Genomic DNA, 20191 nt, shown 5'->3' on the forward strand with positions numbered 1-20191 from the left:
GTGCGGCTAAACTTTTTGGGGTTTTTCCCTCCCATTAATCCTTTGATAAAATTCCTTGTAAAAAAGCGGTAGTTTTTAAATCAATACCTGTAATTGCCGTGCCGACAACTACCGAATATGCACCAACTTCTAGGGCTTTTTTGGCTTCTGTTGGAGTCGATATTCCTCCTTCACAGATAACAGGAACTGATAACTTATTAACTAATTCTTCTAGGAAAGAAAAACTCGGCGGCTGCAGATGTTTAGTTGCTTCTGTGTAACCGTAAAGAGTTGTACCGACAATATCAGCACCGGCTGCCACGGCATAAATAGCACTTTCAATCGAGTCTATATCTGCCATGACTAATTTACCGGTTTCCCGATGAATACGATCGATAATTGTGGCTAAATTTTCATCATTAGGACGCTTTCTGGGGGTAGCATCCAAGGCAATTATATCGGCACCCGCATCGGCAATGGCCAGAGCATCTTGATATTTGGGCGTAATATATACCGAACAATCGGGATAATTGCGTTTCCAGAGTCCAATTATTGGTATATCCGGCAATTGTTGACGGGTGGCTTTCAGATGAGCGGGACTATCAATTCTTACCCCACAAGCACCCCTATCCACACAAGCATGAGCCATGGCGGCAATAATTACAGGATCGTGCAGAGATGACTCCACTGGCGCTTGACAGGAGACGATTAAACCCGATTTTAAGGTTTCTATTCGCATAAATTGGGGTGTGGGGAGTATTGTCAGTGAACAGTGAACAGTAAACAGTAATCAGTGAAAAAACTCAAATCTGATAACTGATAACTGATTTTGGACTTAGATTACTTATAAGCAGCAATACACTGTTCGACTAAAGCAGTTACTGCGTCCACATCTTTCCAACCGAGAATTTCTGTGACTTTTTTCTCTAGATTTTTATAGGTTTTGAAAAACTCGGCGATTTCGTCCAAGCGATGGGGAGAGACATCTTTGAGAGATTTTACCTCTGCATAACGGGGATCTTTAGCGGGAACACAGAGAATTTTTTCATCGCGATCACCACCATCGATCATTTCTAACATACCAATGGGACGCGCTGTAATCACACAGCCGGGGAAAGTAGGCTGATCCATGATCACCATACCATCTAAAGGATCGCCGTCATCGGCGAGGGTATTGGGAACAAAACCATAATCACAGGGATATTGTACCGAAGAATAGAGAACGCGATCGAGAGCAAAGGCGTTTAAATCCTTATCAAACTCGTATTTATTCTTACTACCGGCGGTAATTTCCACTAAAACGTTAATTAAACCGGGTTTCGGTTGGGCAGGAATGCGCGATAAATCCACAAGCTTTCTCCAAATACAAGACAATAGCGCCTTTAGAGTCACCTAAAAGCGCAAGCAAAGTTAAAACACACTTTGATTAACTCCGATCCAAATTTTACCCATAAGGGGGATCGGGACGAAGAAAAAAAATTTTATCTTGGCAATCGTCTATCTCAATTCTGTCACCTCATTTGCCTCGTTAGGGAGTAGGATGTGTTACCGGTAAGGGGTTCTTCGGTATAGTTAGGCGTGGAGTTATATCCAATCGCTAACAAGGGTAACGTTAGGGTCAGAATTGCGATCATGGTTCCGAGTAAATTGGCCCACCTATGACTAGGAGGTTCGGAAGTCTTCCCTGACGGGTTGCTTGATTCCATAAAGGGGTCGTTTTGAACTCGACAAGTAAAGAATATGAGAGACATATAGAGCAGTCAGCTATCGGCCTTGAGCTTTTAGCAAATTACTGCTATTTTTTGCTTTTGAGCTTGGTTAACGTCTCGTTAAAAAGCGAAACATTAACAGCAATACTCTCCCTACTAATTATATTTTACCCATTTTTTTCCAGGAGTTCACTCTGATACTTTTCTTGACGATCTCTCCAGATCATGGTCTGTTGGTTTTTGTCCATGTCATACTAAATCAGTTTTTAATAACTGGATTTAGTATCAATCCACAAAAAAAAATGTCTGAAGGGCTTAAATATTAAGCGATCCAAACATTCTTTCATTGCAATCGGAGGGTGATATTGACTTTATGTCTTAACTTCGAGCTTACGATAGAAAGCTGGCTGTTAATGTAGCCTATTTAACCAAAATATCGATTTTTTGCTGATTTATCGGGAGAAAAAATGACCTGTTCTTAGAAATTATCCGAGTTTAGAGATAATTTGTTAGCTAATCTCCCAATAGGCCCGGCCGCAGAGACCAGCAAGGCATCCGTCAGGGACGGCGATTAGGGCAAGTGGAGTTAATCTACCAATATAGATATCATAACTCGATCGAGGGAGAAAAACCAAGATTCTGCGAGAAAATTGCCGATTTATCCCGGCCAAGATTACTGCTCAGATCGCCCCAGATGATGCCGTCGGTCATTTTTCAGCGAGAAACCACCTCGCTAGGGGATTCCGATTCTAGGGGGAGAGAGGGTTTAATTACCCCGTGTTTTGTCTCCTCCGGCGTTACTTGACGGATCACCTCCAAAGCTTCCTTGATCATTACCGCCATGGGAACCGCGACAATCACCCCCAGTAAACCGCCCACTCGCGCCCCCGTCAAGACCGAGACTAACACCCAAAAGGGATTTAACCCGGTGACACTGCCCAAAATCCGGGGAGCAATGCCGTTTTCGACAATTTGCTGCACCACTACAGCCACGGCTAAAACTTGCAGAGCTAAACCAATATCGCGCAAAGCTAGTAAAGCTGTCACCGTGACAATGCCGACAGTTCCCCCAAAAGGGATTAAAGCGATGGTGCCAATCAAAAGGCCGAATAGGAGACCAAAAGGGACTTTAATCGATAAAAAGGCCGTGACTAATCCCAAGGCCATGCAGGTGGCACAAATTACCTGTCCGACAAAGTAATTCTGAAAACTTAAGCGTAGGGTTAGGGAAAAGGGTTGTTGGACGGGTTTGGGCAACCATTGGATAATACTCCTCCAGATATCGGGACTGTGGAGAAGTAGATAAAAGGTGAGGATAATGGTTAGCAGCACATCAAGCACCCGCACCACGGTAAAAACGGTGAGATTAAGGGCTAAATTAACGCTTCTTCCCGCTAGAATTTGCAATTCTGCCCCTAAACGACTGTTAAACTGAGCGATCAGACCATCGAAACTGATCGGAATCGGTAGATTCATCGTGTCGATTTTGGTATCTAGTTGCATCAGTTGGCGCTGTCCCGAGTCTAACCATTCCGGCAATCTGTTGACAAATTGCTGTGCTTGGGTGAAGACTAGGGGAACTAGGGTGATTCCCACGGCCACAAAAATTAAAATCGTGATCAGGGAAACCACGATCGCAGCTAAACCCCGTTTTAATCCCTGACGTTCCAACCAAGTCACTGGATAACCCAAGAGAAAAGATAGAACCGCCGCTATCAGTAAAATAACAAATAAAGATTCAAAATAGCCAAAAATTGCCGATAATGCCCAGGCATTCAGAACTATAAGTGGTGCAGCTAGAGCAATCACCAGTAAGCGAGATAAAGAATTCAGAGATTGCCACCACGTCTGAACCCAATTGCGTTTCGGGGGGACGACTTTAACTTCCACCATGAAGCCTCTTAAAAGGGTTGTTTCAATACTTGTATTCTGACAGATCGAAGCCTAACCCGCTAACTCCAAAAGGGAAAGTGGGTGGTGGGGTAGTGGAGCATTTGGCTGAAATTTCCCTAAACCCCTAAATCCCTATCACCCTATCTCCTGACTCCTGAATTCTGCCTCTGCGAGAGATTAACTTGCTTGGGAAGAGACAAAACCCGATAACTCGCGGAAGCGGATCTCATCGCGGTGGGGATCGGCGCGACTAACTTGTACTTGAAAGCGATCGCCTAAAGATACCGAACGCTCAAAACGATGGGGTAATTCTAACCCCAATTCCTCCAATAAAATCAAGCCTAAATTTTCCTCTTCCCGCAGCCAGCGTAAAACCAAAGCTTGCCAGACTTGATCTCCCTGTCGTCGCAAAAATTCCAAACTCCAATAACGATTAGTTTGTCGTTCCACCGAGGTGGCTTCTTGGGCCGAACTAGCGACACTATAGAGAATTTCCTGCATTCTATCCCGGGTAAAAGGCAGTTGATCGCCCCGGAGATGGGCTTTTAGTTGAAAATGGGTCAAAAGGTCAGTATAACGGCGAATTGGCGAAGTTACTTGGGAATAGGTATTCAATCCCAGACTAGCATGACGGTTAGGAATCGTCGTCATCTCACTGCGCGGCATACAGCGACGCAAGGCACAGGAACGCACAGGGCCCGCGGGTAGTAAAATTAACTCCTCATCGGGGGGTAATTCCGGTTGTGGTTGTCCCCGGAAAGGCACGGGTATCTCGTGTTCCTGACAGTAGCGACCGGCGATTTCTCCAGCTAAAATCATCATTTCCGCCACTAATTGCCGAGATGGGGAAACTTCCTGCAATTCTACGATAATTTCGTCGTTATCCTTCACCTTAATGGATGATTCTGGCATTTGGATGTTAATCGATCCCTGAGATTTGCGCCATGCGTGGCGTTGTTTTGCCCAACGGTTGAGAATCCTCACTTCCGGTTCATGCTGCAGATCCAGATGTAACATTTCGTCCACATCTTCGTAGGTGAGGCGATAGGTAGGTTTAATTGTACTAGGATGGATCCGATAATCGGCGATCGCCCCCGTTTCATCGAGGATTACCCCAAAACTCAAGGCAGGACAAAGTTTACCCTGTATCAAACTCATTGGACCTGCGGCCAACTCTAGGGGAAACATGGGAACCATTCCCGTGGGAAGATAAAGACTGGTACTGCGACGACGTGCTTCTAGGTCTAATTCATCATCGGGAAGCACTAAACGGCTAGGATCGGCAATATGGATCCAGAGACGATGACCACCATCCGCAAGCATTTCCACCGATAATCCGTCATCGATTTCCTCGGTACTTTCATCGTCGATGGTATAAATTTTTTGGTGGGTTAAATCGAGACGATTGTTGACATCCGCATCCGCAGGGGGATTGAGTAAATTAAGACGCGCCACATCAAGTACCTTTTTCGAGAATTGAACGGGGTAGGAACTGCGTCGCAGGAAAAGGTTTTCGTGACTACTCCACCATTTCAAATCGACTAACAATTCAAAAGCGGCCTCGGGGGTTTGAGAACGGCCCAGCAGCGAGAGTATGTCCATGGCTGCCGGATATTTTTGTTCGGGTTGGAGGATAAATTTTTCTAGAGATTCCAGACGAATTCGATCGCTTTCTGACCATTCTACCGTTTCACCGGCCAAGGCTTGCTGGAGACGTTGGAGAAATTGGCTTTTTTCCCGTTGACGCTGTTGTTCCACCTCTAGCTGGTGTTTGATTTCCTCTACCTGATTTTCCGAGCGGGCCTCGTAACCATCCCCTTTATTTTTAAAATAAACTTTATCATCACTCAAGAGACAATGGGCCGCATAGCAAAACTGGGGACTGCGATCGGAAAAGAGGATCTCGGCCATGTCTTCGGGAGTAACTAACTGATTTTCCCCGGCTAATAATTCCCAGGCCACTTCTAAACCACTAGCATCTAGATAGGGTTGGACTTCTCGCAGAAAATTGCCGATCTCCCTATAGTTGGATGGACCTGCTTTGATAATGTAATCGAAGCGTTGGGGACGCAGTTTATGCGGGTTTCCCCCTTGATCGATGACGATCCAATCTTTTTTCCCTTCTGGGCGATCGATCACCCCTAAGCGCCTTTCTCCTTGGACGCGAAATTCTACCAGCGTTCCCTTTTCCACTGTTTTCCTTTACTGCCTATTTATTTTGTCTATTTTGTCTATTTTCTATCATCCTCGATCGATTACTCGATCGGCAAGAACAATCATCAATCCCCACCCACTAGATAGGTATAACGTCGCAAACTGCGTTCATAATCCTGTAGGAGTAATTGGGATTCTTCCACAGTCATGCGATTTTCCTGCAAAGCTTGTTCACAACGAAGACGAATTCTTTCTAACAGATCTTCCGCAGAATACTGCACATAACTTAATACTTCCGTGATCGTATCTCCTTTGACTAGATACTCGATATCGTACCCCTTGGGACTCATCTGAATATGTACCACATTAGTATCGCCAAAAAGATTATGTAAATTGCCCATAATCTCTTGATAAGCACCCACCAAAAACATTCCTAGATAATAGGGTTCTGGAGAATGTTTACCGTTTTTGTACTCCAACGGATGCAATTCTAAAACAGATTTTACGTCCCCGCGCAAATCGATAAATTGGGCAATTTTTCCGTCACTATCACAGGTTAAATCGGCGATAATTCCCCTTTGAGTAGGTTCTCGATCGAGACGATGGATCGGCATAATTGGAAATAGTTGATCGATCGCCCAACTATCGGGAACTGACTGAAAAACCGAGAGATTGGCATAATAAATTGAGGCCATAATTTGCTCTAAGTCTTCCAAGTCATCGGGAACATAATCCTGTTGTCGGGCCACTTGCAGAATTTTGTGACAACAAGCCCAGTACAATTGTTCGGCTCTCGCCCGTTCCTTGAGACTGAGATAACCGAAATTAAACAGACTAATCGCCTCCTCTTTGAACTGTCCCGCATCGTGATAAGCTTCCTGATAATTGCGCTCATCGATACCCGTATAGGTTTCCCAGAGATTACGGAGGATGAGGTGTTCTTTCCCATTGCAGGGATCGGGAGGGTTTTGGGGAACCTCGCTACTTCCCAAGATATCAAAGATTAACACCGATTGATGAGAAGCGATCGCCCGTCCACTTTCACTGATAAGAATTGGGGGGGCAATCTGGGCATCTTCACAAGCTTCCTTGACCTCGGCCACGATATCGTTAGCATAATTCTGCATATTGTAGTTTTTTGAGGCGTAGAAGTTAGTTTTCGAGCCATCGTAATCGACCCCTAAACCACCCCCCACATCGAGATAGGTCATATTTGCCCCTAATTTCGCTAATTCCACATAAATCTGACTAGCTTCGCGAATGGCATCCTTAATAACGCCAATAGCGGAGATTTGCGACCCGATATGATAGTGCAGCAGTTGCAGACAATCTAACATCCCCGCTTGTTCTAATTCCATCACCACCGTTAGGATTTCCGGGACGGTTAAACCGAATTTTGCCCGGTCTCCCGTGGAACATCCCCAACGGCCCACCCCTTTTGTCCCCAGTTTCGCACGCACTCCCAAATGTGGGGCAATTCCTAGCTGACGACTGACGCGCAGGGTTAAATATAATTCTTCCAATTGTTCGATGACAATCAAAGGCCGATGACCGAGACGAGTGGTCAAAAGAGCGGTTTCGATGTATTCTTTGTCCTTATAGCCGTTACAAATTAGCAATGGTTGTGTTTTGTCATTTTTGCCGTTTAAGGCAGGTTCTAGGGTAGCTAAAGCAATCATTAGCTCTGGTTTTGAACCAGCCTCCAACCCAAATTGATAGGGTTTACCAAAACGCACTAAAGACTCGACGATGTGACGGTGTTGATTGCACTTGATCGGATAGACACCGCGATAGACGTTGGCATAATTATAACGGGCGATCGCTCGGTTAAAACAGGCGTTCAGGCGCTCGATCCGATCTTCCAAAATATCGCTAAACCGAATTAACAGGGGTAAACCGATATTTCGCCGCTTAATCGCCGAAACTAACTCGTATAAGTCCAAAGAACCGCCCCTTTCTCCCTGGGGCGAGACGGTGATATTTCCCGCAGCATTGATCGAGAAATAGGGTTCTCCCCAGCCTTGGATACGATAGAGATTTTCGCTATCTTCGATCGACCAATGTTTAACGGGGGCAACTTTTTCGAGGTTGTTACCGTCAGAAGGGGTCAGATCCACTGGAGATAATTGCTTTTCCTGTTTCTTAAGTTGAGTTTTACCCGCCATTGTCTATCGATCGCTCCGTGTGAGACTCCGATCTTCTATCTTAAGTCAGACTCCCTGTCCGCGACCAAGATTCTGATCATGATAGAATTTACTAGCCCTTAGGAGGCAGGATTCAGGAGTCAGGCTTCGGCCGTGAGCTCAGCGTTCGACCGAGCGTTCGACTGAGCTCACGCCGAAGTCTCACGCCGAGGTCCGAACGGAGACAGGAGGCGGTCGGCAGGAGATAGGAGATTATTTGTATTTTCTCCCCATCCCCCATCACCCTAGGGTTGATTCATAGTAGGGTTGATTCATGAATCAACCCTACCCATCACCCCCCGCAAAGGCTCGACTGAGGGTCGCCGAACGTCGCGCACGCAGTGACCACCCTGTTCCCTTCTCCCCAAAAATTTTATAGTGAACCGCTTATGAATTTATTAGACTCAAAAGGACGTTTATTCGGTAAATTTAGCTTGCTTGATATCGGGGCGGCCTTAGTAATTTTATTGACAATTATCGGTATTTTTGTTGTGCCGGGGACGAGTGGTAAAAGTACGATCGCTCAAGTGACCAAAGAACCCATAGAAGTGGATGTTATTGTCCGGGGTTTAAGTGTTCTCAATCCTAACGCTTTGATTAATCAATTCAATACCGAGAAGAAAACTAATATTGTTATTCGTAATCAACCGGCCGGTCAAGTGGATATAAAAAATGTTAAACCTTTATCGAGAAATGTCTTAGTTCCGCAGCCGGATGGTAGTGTGAAAGTCCTACCCGATCCCCGCACAGAAAACTATTCTCAAGATATGATCATGACTCTCAGTGGTCAAGCGGAAGTTACCGATACTGGTGCGGTTGTTGGCGGTCAAAAGGTAAAAATTGGCACTTTAATCGAGTTAGAAGGAGATAATTATAATTTCAACACCAGTGTTATCGATGTCCGTTTACCAAAAAGGTCTTAATCAGTGACCAGTAAACAGTGACCAGTAAACAGTGAAAAGACAGTAGGAAACTTCCATTTAACACTGCTCACTTGAAAACTCAAATCTGATAACTGATAACTGATAACTGATAACTGATAAGAGGATTAACTGCTATTTATACACCGCCTTTAGCTCGTTTGATCGAGCAGTTACAAAAATTACCCGGAGTCGGACCTAAAAGCGCCCAACGTCTGGCCCTGTATATTCTCAAACGACCAGAACAAGATGCGATCGAATTGGCCCAGGCGATCGTAGCAGCGAAAAAACAAGTAGGATTATGTCAGGTTTGTTTTCATCTTTCGGCCGAACCGATTTGTGAAATTTGCCGCAATCCCAACCGAGAAACGGGGACTATCTGTGTGGTAGCTGACTCCAGAGATGTGATTGCTTTGGAGAAAACAAGGGAATATTCGGGCAAATATCACGTTTTGGGCGGTGTTATCTCACCTATGGATGGGATTGGACCGGATCAATTAAATATACAGTCTTTAGTCACCAGAGTCAGCCAGAAAAAAATTCAGGAAGTTATCTTAGCTATCAGTCCCAGTGTCGAGGGAGAAACCACGACTTTGTATATTGGGGGTTTACTGAAACCCTTCACTAAAGTTACCCGTATCGCTTTCGGGTTGCCCATGGGCGGCGATCTAGAATACGCTGATGAAGTAACCTTAGCGAGAGCTTTAGAAGGTCGTCGGGAATTATAGAGCAGGGTGTGAGGTTTTGAGCAGTTGACTTTTTGGCGAATAATCGAGCATTTGTAGCCGAAGATACAGTTTTATACTGCGTCTTATGCTTAGTTGCAGAATTTGTAGCTGCAGAAATCTTTGGGCGGGAATCACGAGCAACTGCACGGGAGCGAGAGAGAGCGCTGTTAAATGCTTTAAAGGCTGTTCTAGAATCGCCATTTCGCCGAAACAGTCGCCGTTTCCCCAGATTTCCCAGGACAATTATTCAGCCCGACTACTCAAAGGGTTATTGAGATTGCCGGTGCCAGGACGTTTAACACTATGGGATTGTAGGAGTGAGATCGCCTGTTGATACTGGGGATCATCCTTAGTTCCCAGCAAAGAAGGATCATCGCGGAAGCGCAGTTGTTGTTCCTGGGTTAACTCGATCTGCACATCGGGTTTAATGCCTTTTTTGTAGATATTTTCGCCGTTGGGGGGATAATAACGGGCAATTGTCACCGCTAATCCGGAACCATCGGAGAGGGTGTGTACCGATTGGACGGTACTCTTGCCATAAGTCGATGTACCCACTAAAGTCGCCCGGCCATTTTCTTTCAGCGCCCCGGCGAGGATTTCGCTGGCGCTGGCGGAACCTTTATTGACCAAGACCACGAGGGGTAAATCGGTAATAGCGGTGTTATTGGCGATAAATTGGCGATCGCCGCCCCGTCGATCAATGGTGCTAACGATTTTGCCCTGTTTCATCCACATACGAGCGATATCGACACTAGCAAATAGCAAACCCCCGGGGTTGCCCCGCAGATCGAGAACATAGCCGGATACCTGTTGTTGACTTAATTCCTCGATCGCCTCTTTCATTTGTTCGGCTGCGTGGGAACTAAATTCATCCAGTTTAATATAACCAACTTTCACCCCACCTTCCTGTTTAAGGGTATAGCTAACCGAGGGGATTTCGATATCTACCCGGGTCAAAGTCACTTCAAATACCCCTTGATCGGGACGGGCCAGCTGTAAACTAACGCTAGTACCCACTTCTCCCTGTAGGGCTTCCATTGCTTGTTCTAAGGTCATTAAAGCGGTGGGTTTGCCGTTAATTCTGATCAAGCGATCGCCGCTTTTCACTCCTGCTTCCTTGGCGGGGGATTTTTTCACCGTATCGACAACGATCAGATCGCTAGTGCGTTTATCGAGGGCTAAACGTATGCCAATTCCCGATAATTCTCCAGAAGTTTGACTGGTGAGGACAGAAAATTCACTAGGGGTTAAAAAACGGGTATAAGTATCACCCAATTCCTTTAACGCTTCCCGGATTGCCGTGTAAGCTTGTTGGGGATTAGTATAATTTCTGCTTAACAATTCTTGACGTTTTTTTTGCCAATCAATTTGATGAAAACTACGGTCTACAAATTCATTATTAACAATTTGCCAAACCTGGTCGATGACTGCTTTCGGGTTATCTTCTAAGGGTTTTTCCCCTTTGGCTGCGGGGGTGAGAACCATCAGGGAACTAACTGCTAGGGTAGCGATCGCACCTCCAGATAGGAGTTTCTGCACGGAAACGAACGAGGGACGCGACTGGTTCATAAAGACAAAGCCAAAATAAGATTGACGTTTAGATAAAGCCATTCAAAAAGCGGGAGCATTTTGCCTTCGAGGGAGGTGAGGAGCAGTGTTAACTACGACTTTCGTATAGATAGGGGAGTTCCTTGTCTGGCTCTAATATCCACTATAATTCTAGTTCTATAAAATCGAGTAATATCTGGCGATGAATTTTTCCTAAAGAACGAGTCTGATTAATCTTCTCGGAGTAGTATTCCCCTTGACGGATGGCAGCCGGAGGTAATAAAGCTAAATCTTGTCCTTCCGTTTGCACTAATTTTTCTAATTCCAGGGTCAGGGGTACATGATAAAGATAACGGGAGAGATTATCATCGTTATAAGAGCGAAAATAGCGTAAACTAGGGGCTTCGTAGTTAATTTCTTCTTTTAACTCTCGTTTTAACCCTATTTCTGGACTTTCACCCGCTTCCAAGTGACCACCAAATAAACCCCACACCCCCGGATAGAGAATCGTCGGGATGTCGTCGCGCAACTGCATTAAAAATCGACCGTCCTGTTCCAAAATCGCCAAAGCAACAAATATCATCAGTTATCAGTTATCAGTTATCAGTTATCAGTTATCAGTTATCGGTTTTTGGTATTTTCTTGGCAGGTTTTTAGAATAGCCCAAAGCATTTTACCAATTTCCTCTGCGTCATCATTGATACTTTGAAAGGCTCTTTCCTCTATGTAATTCGTGTCTTTCAATAGAGACAGCCAATACTTTGTTTCTAGACATTCCTTATAAGCTATTGACATTTTAGCTCGAAAATCAGCTTGAGAAATAGCTCCATTAGCCTCGGCAATGTTAGCCCCGATTGAAGTGCCACTCCTTAATAGCTGTTTTGACAAAACATATTCTTGTTTAGTCTCACACAAATATTTATAGCCTTTAACAATCCTAAGGGCAAATTTATAAGCTTTGTCATAAACTTTACTCTCCATCTGTTTGCCCCGCTACTGATTACTGATTACTGTTTTTCTCCCTGTTTATGGGGTAAAAAGAAAGCATCGAGGGGATCTGGGATGGGTTTAACCACTGCGGGGGGTTTGGGGGGAATCGCTTCCGCGACGGGTTGCGCGGGGGGATTGGGTTTAATGGGGGTAAGGACGGGAGTTTCTGGGGGTTTCGTTTCAGCTGCGCTGGGAATTGTCACCTGTCGGGGATTTTCCAGGGGTTTAGTGGAGACCGGGGGAGAATTATTTTCTGGGGGTTTAACTTCTGAGGTGGGGGAAGGTTTAATTTCTGGGGACGGGGAAGGAGTAGGAACAGAATTAACCGCTACTGCATCCATCTGTTCTAATTCCACCACATACAATTCGTTAACAGTTTGGGAACCCTGGGGAATAGCCTCAAAGTCAATTTTGCCCTTAATGACGATTTCTTCGCCTTGACGGGGTAATTTATTGCTATTGGTGCGAATCCAAATCTTGCCCGAACTATCCTGCAAAAGATAGGCCCCTCCCGCTAAAAAAGGGGCATAATTGCTCACAGTTCCCCTAAGATAAACTAAAGTGCCTTTTGGTTTTTCCTGTAATTGCTCGATCGCTGTTAGGGGAGGATCACCGATGTAGGGAACGGCAATACCGAGGTCAGCAAGGGTACTACAACCGAATAACCCTAGCAATAATAATAAACTGCCGATGCGCCCTACACGAGTCTGAATAGACATTCTTGCTTTAACCTTAACGAGTGCGATTAGCCAATCTTTTTGACCATAGAATAGATCCGAAAGATTTTTGTTCTCGGTATTATCATAGAATGTCCGTAACTACTTGCCAAATTCTCGACGGGAAAGCCTTAGCTCAAAAAATCCAGCTTGGTCTAGGAGAGCGCATCCAGACGCTAAAATCTCCAATGGGAAGACCTCCGGGGTTAGCGGTGTTGATGGTGGGGGATAATCCTGCTAGTGCCGTTTATGTCCGCAATAAGGAGAAAGCTTGTACTAAAATCGGTATGGCCTCTTTTGGTCGTCATTTTCCCACCAATACAAGTGAACTAGAAATTTTAGCGGAAATTGTCCGTCTCAATCAAGATGAGCGGGTGGACGGGATTTTAATTCAATTACCCTTACCTAAGCATTTAGATGCGGTTTCCCTTCTCTACCAAATTGACCCGAAAAAAGATGCTGATGGCTTACATCCTCTCAATTTAGGCGGTTTAGTGCGGGGTGAGGACTGTATTCGCAGTTGTACTCCTGCGGGGGTCATGGCACTGCTGAAAGAATATAATATTTCCATAGCCGGTAAGCACGCGGTGGTACTGGGTCGCAGTATTCTAGTGGGGAAACCTTTAGCTTTAATGTTATTGGAGGAAAACGCTACGGTAACTATTGCTCACTCGCGCACGGAAAATCTGGCAGAAATAACCAGAAGTGCCGATATTTTAGTACCTGCGGTCGGTAAAGCCAATTTAATCACTAAAGATATGGTAAAACCGGGTGCGGTGGTGGTGGATGTGGGGATTAATCGTGTCGCTGACGGTTTGGTGGGAGATGTGGACTATGCTGGGGTTTTAGAAGTGGCTAGTTATCTTACTCCTGTTCCCGGGGGTGTCGGTCCGATGACGGTGGCAATGTTATTAAAAAATACCTTGTTAAGTTACGAACGCAAGTTATAAATCCGCAGCTACCAGCTATCAGCTATTCAGTGATTCTACCGATACAATTTTGTCAATCTAGCAAGTTGGGATTTTTACGGGGAAACTCTCTTTTAAAATTGGGCTTTACTTTTAATTTTATTACTCAATCCAGGCTTTTGGGGGGTAGAACCCCCCAAACCCCGGAGCGCATTAGTTTTTCGGTGGGATGCTTACAGGCAGCCGCTGACGCATCTGTAATAATTTAGGCTCTTCTGGTTTCTGTGTGGAAATGAGGTCTATACTGATAGTTTATTTAACAAAATAGTCCTAAAAGTCTTTCCCAGTAAACATTTCACGATTTCATAAGCAAAAATTATCACACAAAGTCGAGAAGAGCCATAATTTAAGAGTCACTGATAATTGCTGATTATCGGTATTTCTGCAAGTGTGAGATGCACCCCCTTGATTTTTTTTTAACTATGTTGGTAGAATTTTACAAAACTGAATAGACTAGGAGCTTTTCTCATGATCTTTATTATCCCGATTATTCTTGGTGCGGCGGCCTTAGTTACTGCTGGTGTGGGTGTTAGTGCGGGTGCTGATGGTGTATCCAAGCTACAAAAGGCGGAAAAAATTGGCAAAAGTGCCGAACAAAGATACAAAAAAGCCAATAAATCTCTAGAAAAAAAGTTTCAAGCTACCCAAAAATTCGCGGAAGAATACGGTCAACTGCAAATTAATGTCAAAATCAACACTATCGGCAGATTTGTTAAGTTTGTTCGACGAATTGATCAAAGAATTGGTCAAAGACTTGGTCAAAATTACTCCCCATCCCATCAACGCTTCTTAGAAGGGTTTGAGGGATTTTCTGCCCAACAATTCAAGGAATTTAAAGCAGAAGTGTTAGACGCGCAAAGTTTGGCTGTGGGGAGTTTAAAAGCAGTGAGAGTCGCCTCGGCAGCCAGTCAGACAACCCTAGGATTAATTGGTCTTTTCGGTACTGCTAGTACAGGAACAGCAATTAGTGGACTTAGTGGGGCAGCTGCTTGGAATGCTACCTTAGCATGGTTAGGAGGTGGTTCTTTAGCTGCTGGTGGCGGTGGTATGGCTTTGGGAACAGTGGTTTTAGGAGGTATTACCGTCGGACCTGCTTTAATGATTGGTGGTTTTGTCTTAGGAGGAGAAGGCAAAAAAGCCCTAAGTAAAGCTATCGAATACGCCAAGGAAGTGAATAATAAAATAGCTCAATTAGATAAAAGTAAGAGTTTTTTAGGACAAGTTCAGCGCAGAATTAAGGAGTTACAATACCTCATTAATAGTCTGAATAGTAGAGCTATTAAGAGTTTAAATGAACTGGAGTCACGAGCTAATTTTAATCCCCATCTAGAGAAAGATGCGGCCAAGTTTCGGGAGTTGCTACTTTTAATTAAAGCTTCATCGGAAATCATGAAACTACCCATCTTAGACGACAAGGGAAAATTAACCAAAGCAACGGAAAATCTCGGAGAAAAGTACCGCCATCTCTTAGAAAAATAATAGTAGGATGCCTGCCAGAAATAAAGAAAATGGTATAATAAACGCTCTATAATTTAATTTAACAAATATTACCGAGTATTTCAATTAAAGTTAACTCTATTTCTGGAAAGGATTCAATAAAAATACTTTCACCTCGATAATATTTCTGAATATTTTGATAACTACCCTGCAGCGGATGGCGATAAACTTCTAAACATTCCTCCTTGAGATTGATAATCCAAACCTCTTTAATATTTGCTTCCGCATAAAGAGGAATTTTAGTATAGCGATCATAATCGAGGGTAGAATCGGAAACTTCGATAATTAAATAAATATCTTGAGGACAAGGATAGGCAGCAACATAAAAATCTGATCGAGGTATTAGTAAACTTAAATCTGGTTCTGGTTGAGAATTATTATTTAATCTAATCGGATTTTGCACTCCTAAGAGAATAAGATCGCCAAATTTTCGATAAAATAACTGTGTTAATCGATAAATACCAGCAGCCTGACGGGTTCCCATCGGTGACATTTTGATAATTTCTCCTCGAATTAATTCCACTTTTTCATCGGGTTTGATTATTGCCTGGGTTGCCATTTTTTCGCATTCTTCCACCGTAAACTTACGGGTAATCAGTGATAAAGACATTTTAACTACACTCCTAATATTTCTGCAATAGTGAATTCTATATCGTGAAAAGATGTCATAAAAACCCTCTCATTTATAGAGTATTTCTGCATAGCTTGATAACTACCATTCAGAGGATGGCGATAAACTTCTAAACATTCTTCCTTGAGATTGACAATCCAAACCTCTTTAATATTTGCTTCTGCATAAAGAGGGATTTTAGTATAGCGATCATAATCGAGGGTAGAATCAGAAACTTCAATAATTAAATAAATATCTTCGGGACAGGGATGGGCAGCAACGTAAAAATCTGGGCGAGGTATTAGTAAACTTAAATCTGGTTCTGGTTGAGAGTTATTATTTAATCTAATCGGATTTTGCACTCTGAGAATAATTTTATGTCCTAACTTTTGATAGAATAATTGTATTAATCTATCTACACTAGAAGCATGACGGGTTCCCATCGGTGACATTTTGATAATTTCTCCTCGAATTAATTCCACTTTTTCATCGGGTTTGATTATTCCCTCGGTTGTCATTTTTTCGTATTCTTCCACCGTAAACTTACGAGTAATCAGTGATAAAGACATTTTAAATAAACTCCTACTTTTTCTTTATTCTATCTGGGCAGCTTGCCAAGGGGTGAATTATCGGTATTTAAACAATTAATCGGGGGGATAAATTAACTTTTTGGGGACTTGTACTGATTTTTCGGGAAAAATCAGCGCTTGCCATGGCGACAAAACCGCTAGAGCTAACGTCTAGAAAGCTGGGGTCGGATCGAAACTGCCCCAAAAAAGCTACTATAGGTCAGTTGTCGATGTTAAAAAAAATAGCCGTTCCCCTCAGGAACATTAAGTCGAGAAATTTTATGGTTAAGCGAAAACAGCCTTATAGTTTAATTTATCTGCTCACTCTGGTGATCGGTTTAGTGATTGCGATCGCACCCAACGGACAAGCACAAACCCCCGACTCTAACAATCCCGCCAGTGATCCTAACGAATTAAAACCCTTAAATCAAGCTGATAGTCTGTTGAGTCTTCAGGGGGGACAACGTTTAGTGGAAGAAGCGAACGCCGCTATTAATGCCGCTAAATACGATGTCGCTGTGGACAAACTCAATCAAGCGCGTCGGATTTTTAACCAACTATCTAACTATCATCTGCAATTAGCTAATAGTTTCTCAGGAATTGACCCGAAAGTATTCGATTCTCAGCGTCAAAGTGCTTTAAACACCGGACAAATGCGGGATGAAGCCACCTATCAGCTTGCTTTGGTCCATAGGGCGCAAAATCAGCCAGAATTGGCGGTTCCTTTGTTAATTCAGGTGATTCAATCCCAAAACCCCACCAGTGAATTAGGACAAAAAAGCTATCAACAACTCTACGAGATGGGATTTGTCAGCACACCCATCTCCGCACCGACTCCCACCTCGGCAACTCCTAACAACTCCCCCCCACAGCAGTAAATTTTGTCCCCATTGACGAGCTTTCGGTAACAATGGGATGAGAGTATCTTTAATTGTTTTGAGGAGTTACGATGGTTGACTTTCGCCAAGTAGAAGCGATGATTCAAGAACAAATCCCCGATGCACAAGTGATGGTTCGGGATTTAACGGGAGGTGGTGATCATTTGGAAGCGGTGGTTATTTCTGGCGAATTTGCTGGCAAAACCCGCGTTAAACAGCATCAAATGGTTTATGGCGCTTTACAATCGGCACTGGCTACCGAAGCCATCCATGCTTTGGCATTAAAAACCTACACTCCCGACAGTTGGGCAGCAGAAAAATAACAGTTATCAGTGAAGGTTTATCAGTTATCAGTTAATTTTTTTCTAGTTTTCTTTGTGGCTAATTATCTTCACATAACACAGTCTACAGCGTTTTATCGTAATTAGCAGAAGTTATTAAAAGAGGGCGAAGGCAATTCGCCCCTACAATAATATTATTTCCCCAATGGTAGGGGCGCATCGTGGTCAGTGAGTTTATCGAACTGCGTGCGCCCAAAATGTAATGTAATGTAGCCAGACACAATTAATTACACATATCTAACTACCCCTTGCCTCTTGCCTGCTGCCTTTTGCCTATCCTAACCAAGAAGTTAATTTTGTCCTATTACTTATCACCCGATTTTAAGCCAAAACTGGTTAAAAACCGCCATAACGTTCCTCTAACCAGGGATCACCCCGTCGATGGTAGCCATTACGTTCCCAGAAACCCAATTGCTCTCGATCGAGAAATTCTAAGCCATTAATCCATTTAGAACTTTTCCAAGCGTAGAGATGGGGGACAACTAAGCGCAGCGGACCCCCGTGGTCGGGGGGTAAAGGTTGACCAAACAGTTGAAAAGCGAAAAAATTATCCTCGTGCAGGAATTCCTCTAGGGTCAGGTTAGTGGTATAACCCCCGTAACAGTGTTGCATGACGTGGGTAGCTTCTGGCAGCAGGTCAATTAAGGTGATAAAATCCGATACCTTAATTCCCGTCCAAGTCACATCTAATTTTGACCAACGGGTGACACAGTGAAAATCCTTGGTAAATTCCCACTGCGGTAGGGCCATAAAATCCGACCAGTTAAAAATTTTAGTCGTGGCCACCTTTCCCCAAACCTTGAATAACCATTCCTCGGTCTTGATTTGGGGAGTATCCCCGTAGGTAAGGACAGGAAAACCACTAGCGAGATATTGGCCCGGGGGAACTCGGTCTTGATCGGGAGATTCTGGTTTTTTAAAGAATTTGCCTAACATTAGTTGAGACTCACAACGAAAACCCTAAACAAATCTTAAAATATTAGGGAGCGAAAAGGTTTTCTCTACCTCACTCCCCACTATCAAGTTATTCCTCGTCTTCCCCTTCTTCTTCCTCTTTAGTGGGATAGACAAAGCTGTTAGAACGACCAGAAAGGACAGATTTACCCAAAGATAAGGCTTTTTGCGCTTCCCGAGCCGCTTGCTTTCTCCAGTGCGCTCTCCGTTGGTCGCGCTTGGCATTTGAGGTTTTCTTCTTGGGACAAGCCATAGTATTTTAACGATAGTTATAGACTCACAACCTTTCTATTCTACTCCCTATTTCCCTAATCGGCTCGCTCCCTTGTCTGATTCCCTCCCTCACTACTGCCCAAAATATTGATAAAACTTAATATTTATCATTGGCTTACCTATTTATGTTTAAAATCCTATATAGCTATGTAGTCAAGTAATTTCCCTCATGGTAACTACCGTCGAACCTCCCTCCCAGAAAAAAGCTGTTCTGCGCGAAACTATCCTCACCCCGCGTTTTTATACCACCGATTTTGAGGCTGCCGCTAATTTTGACCTTTCTGAGCAAGAAACCGAAATCAAAGCGATGTTAGAGGAGATGCGGACCGATTATAACCGGCATCACTTTGAACGTCAGCAAGGATTTGAGAACTATCAAGACAATCTCGATGAAAAAACCAGAAATGCTTTTATAGATTACCTAGAACGCTCCTGTATCTCCGAATTTTCTGGCTTTTTGTTATTCAAGGAACTGTCACGACAACTAAAAAGCCGTAATCCCTTGTTAGGGGAGATATTTCATCTTATGGCTAGAGATGAGGCGCGCCATGCAGGATTTCTCAATAAAGCCATGGCTGACTTTAATATTTCCCTCGATCTAGCCAAAATTACCAAAAACCGTACCTACACCTTTTTCCCCCTTGAATGGGTATTATATACGGTTTATCTCTCCGAAAAAATCGGTTATTGGCGGTATATCCTCATTTATCGTCATTTAGAAGAACATCCCCAGTATAAATTTAATCCTCTCTTTAATTACTTCGAGAGTTGGTGTCAGGACGAAAATCGCCACGGAGATATCTTTAAAACCTTACTGCGAGCTAAACCGCAATTGTGGAATAATTGGCGATCGAGATTATGGAGTCGTTTTTTCCTGCTTTCCGTCTTTGCTACCCATAGTTTAACTGTACGCGAACGCTCAGACTTTTATGATGCTTTGGGAATGGATGCGATCGCTTTTGATCAAGAGGTAATTCGTCAGACTAATAATACCTCCGCTCGCGCTTTTCCCACCATTTTAAATGTGGACCATCCCCAATTTTTCCCCCGTTTAAACCGTTGTGCCGAACGTAATTTACAATTAAAAGCGATCGATGAAAGTAGCGCTCCTCAATGGCTAAAAACAATGCGGAAGTTACCCTTACCGAAATTTTGGGTTAAAGCCCCGTCCTTTTAGGACGGCTTTTTAAACTATATCTTGTTAACTTAACTTTTATTGTGCTATACTGATTTTGTCTAAGTCCCCCCTGCGTAAAATGTTTGTCTTAGAGTTTAAAGTTA

22 protein-coding genes are annotated in these 20191 nt (G+C 43.7%); 7 read left to right on the top strand and 15 right to left on the bottom strand.

All coding sequences use genetic code 11. From position 1 onward, the window contains the following. Positions 1–34 precede the first annotated feature (34 nt). From O9334_RS17770 to speA, 6 genes are all read right to left on the bottom strand, one after another. Entirely contained in the window at positions 35–718 is a 684-nt protein-coding gene (locus tag O9334_RS17770) for an N-acetylmannosamine-6-phosphate 2-epimerase (protein WP_288001550.1), read from the bottom strand. A 101-nt stretch (positions 719–819) separates the two neighbouring features. Beyond that, positions 820–1329: an inorganic diphosphatase gene (locus O9334_RS17775; RefSeq protein WP_002732961.1), complete on the bottom strand. Its 510-nt coding sequence runs from the start codon at positions 1327–1329 to the stop codon at positions 820–822. A gap of 161 nt (positions 1330–1490) precedes the next feature. Beyond that, positions 1491–1730 carry a TLTLP motif-containing protein gene (locus tag O9334_RS23215; RefSeq protein WP_502846548.1) on the bottom strand — a complete coding sequence of 80 codons (240 nt, stop codon included), beginning with the start codon at positions 1728–1730 and terminating at the stop codon, positions 1491–1493. Between the two features lie 672 nt (positions 1731–2402). Beyond that, entirely contained in the window at positions 2403–3581 is a 1179-nt protein-coding gene (locus tag O9334_RS17780) for an AI-2E family transporter (RefSeq protein WP_288001553.1), read from the bottom strand. 177 nt (positions 3582–3758) lie between these two features. Next, a complete protein-coding gene (locus O9334_RS17785) occupies positions 3759–5774 on the bottom strand; it encodes a ribonuclease catalytic domain-containing protein (RefSeq protein ID WP_288001555.1) in 2016 nt (671 codons plus the stop codon). An 86-nt stretch (positions 5775–5860) separates the two neighbouring features. Continuing rightward, a complete protein-coding gene (gene speA / locus O9334_RS17790; RefSeq protein ID WP_288001556.1) occupies positions 5861–7900 on the bottom strand; it encodes a biosynthetic arginine decarboxylase in 2040 nt (679 codons plus the stop codon). A 407-nt stretch (positions 7901–8307) separates the two neighbouring features. Between speA and O9334_RS17795 the strand changes: the two genes are divergently transcribed. Next, positions 8308–8841 (top strand): DUF4330 domain-containing protein, encoded by a 534-nt coding sequence (locus O9334_RS17795; protein WP_008200075.1) that lies wholly within the window; start codon positions 8308–8310, stop codon positions 8839–8841. 134 nt (positions 8842–8975) lie between these two features. Continuing rightward, entirely contained in the window at positions 8976–9566 is a 591-nt protein-coding gene (recR, locus tag O9334_RS17800) for a recombination mediator RecR (protein WP_043999193.1), read from the top strand. Here recR and O9334_RS17805 read toward each other — a convergent pair. The 5 genes from O9334_RS17805 to O9334_RS17825 all read right to left on the bottom strand — a co-directional run bounded on the left by O9334_RS17805 (position 9561) and on the right by O9334_RS17825 (position 12823). After that, positions 9561–9809: a cyclic nucleotide-binding domain-containing protein gene (locus tag O9334_RS17805; RefSeq protein ID WP_052426712.1), complete on the bottom strand. Its 249-nt coding sequence runs from the start codon at positions 9807–9809 to the stop codon at positions 9561–9563. The two genes, recR and O9334_RS17805, sit on opposite strands and share 6 nt — an antisense overlap. Next, on the bottom strand, positions 9810–11135 hold the full coding sequence (gene ctpB / locus O9334_RS17810) for a carboxyl-terminal processing protease CtpB (RefSeq protein ID WP_045359621.1): 1326 nt from the start codon (positions 11133–11135) through the stop codon (positions 9810–9812). It lies immediately after the preceding gene. A gap of 142 nt (positions 11136–11277) precedes the next feature. Beyond that, positions 11278–11697, bottom strand: coding sequence for an NUDIX hydrolase (locus tag O9334_RS17815; RefSeq protein ID WP_045359592.1), 420 nt, complete (start codon positions 11695–11697; stop codon positions 11278–11280). A gap of 38 nt (positions 11698–11735) precedes the next feature. Next, positions 11736–12095 (bottom strand): four helix bundle protein, encoded by a 360-nt coding sequence (locus O9334_RS17820; RefSeq protein ID WP_002777776.1) that lies wholly within the window; start codon positions 12093–12095, stop codon positions 11736–11738. 26 nt (positions 12096–12121) lie between these two features. Continuing rightward, positions 12122–12823, bottom strand: a complete 702-nt coding sequence (locus O9334_RS17825; RefSeq protein WP_288001561.1) for an OB-fold nucleic acid binding domain protein — start codon at positions 12821–12823, stop codon at positions 12122–12124. A gap of 89 nt (positions 12824–12912) precedes the next feature. Here O9334_RS17825 and folD point away from each other — a divergent pair, with 89 nt between their 5' ends. Together folD and O9334_RS17835 are read left to right on the top strand one after the other, a co-directional pair. After that, on the top strand, positions 12913–13770 hold the full coding sequence (gene folD, locus O9334_RS17830; RefSeq protein WP_045359588.1) for a bifunctional methylenetetrahydrofolate dehydrogenase/methenyltetrahydrofolate cyclohydrolase FolD: 858 nt from the start codon (positions 12913–12915) through the stop codon (positions 13768–13770). 486 nt (positions 13771–14256) lie between these two features. Beyond that, positions 14257–15267: a hypothetical protein gene (locus O9334_RS17835; RefSeq protein ID WP_045359586.1), complete on the top strand. Its 1011-nt coding sequence runs from the start codon at positions 14257–14259 to the stop codon at positions 15265–15267. Positions 15268–15325: 58 nt separating this feature from the next. Here the strand turns inward: O9334_RS17835 and O9334_RS17840 are convergent, their stop codons facing one another. Continuing rightward, positions 15326–15895, bottom strand: a complete 570-nt coding sequence (locus O9334_RS17840) for a Uma2 family endonuclease (protein ID WP_288001566.1) — start codon at positions 15893–15895, stop codon at positions 15326–15328. A gap of 5 nt (positions 15896–15900) precedes the next feature. Continuing rightward, entirely contained in the window at positions 15901–16464 is a 564-nt protein-coding gene (locus O9334_RS17845; RefSeq protein WP_045359583.1) for a Uma2 family endonuclease, read from the bottom strand. 230 nt (positions 16465–16694) lie between these two features. Between O9334_RS17845 and O9334_RS17850 the strand changes: the two genes are divergently transcribed. Beyond that, positions 16695–17342 carry a hypothetical protein gene (locus O9334_RS17850; protein WP_288001569.1) on the top strand — a complete coding sequence of 216 codons (648 nt, stop codon included), beginning with the start codon at positions 16695–16697 and terminating at the stop codon, positions 17340–17342. Positions 17343–17413: 71 nt separating this feature from the next. Beyond that, the gene (locus O9334_RS17855) at positions 17414–17665 is read left to right on the top strand and encodes a BolA family protein (RefSeq protein ID WP_002755721.1); all 252 of its coding nucleotides are present in this window, start codon (positions 17414–17416) and stop codon (positions 17663–17665) included. A gap of 354 nt (positions 17666–18019) precedes the next feature. Here O9334_RS17855 and O9334_RS17860 read toward each other — a convergent pair whose 3' ends face one another. Next, the gene (locus O9334_RS17860) at positions 18020–18619 is read right to left on the bottom strand and encodes a sulfite oxidase-like oxidoreductase (protein WP_045359579.1); all 600 of its coding nucleotides are present in this window, start codon (positions 18617–18619) and stop codon (positions 18020–18022) included. A gap of 88 nt (positions 18620–18707) precedes the next feature. Beyond that, entirely contained in the window at positions 18708–18890 is a 183-nt protein-coding gene (gene rpmF / locus O9334_RS17865; protein WP_002742494.1) for a 50S ribosomal protein L32, read from the bottom strand. A gap of 189 nt (positions 18891–19079) precedes the next feature. Between rpmF and acsF the strand changes: the two genes are divergently transcribed. Then, a complete protein-coding gene (acsF, locus tag O9334_RS17870; protein ID WP_288001572.1) occupies positions 19080–20087 on the top strand; it encodes a magnesium-protoporphyrin IX monomethyl ester (oxidative) cyclase in 1008 nt (335 codons plus the stop codon). Positions 20088–20191: the final 104 nt, after the last annotated feature.

The sequence above is a fragment of the Microcystis sp. LE19-8.1F genome (assembly GCF_027531715.1).
GTDB lineage: Bacteria > Cyanobacteriota > Cyanobacteriia > Cyanobacteriales > Microcystaceae > Microcystis > Microcystis wesenbergii_A.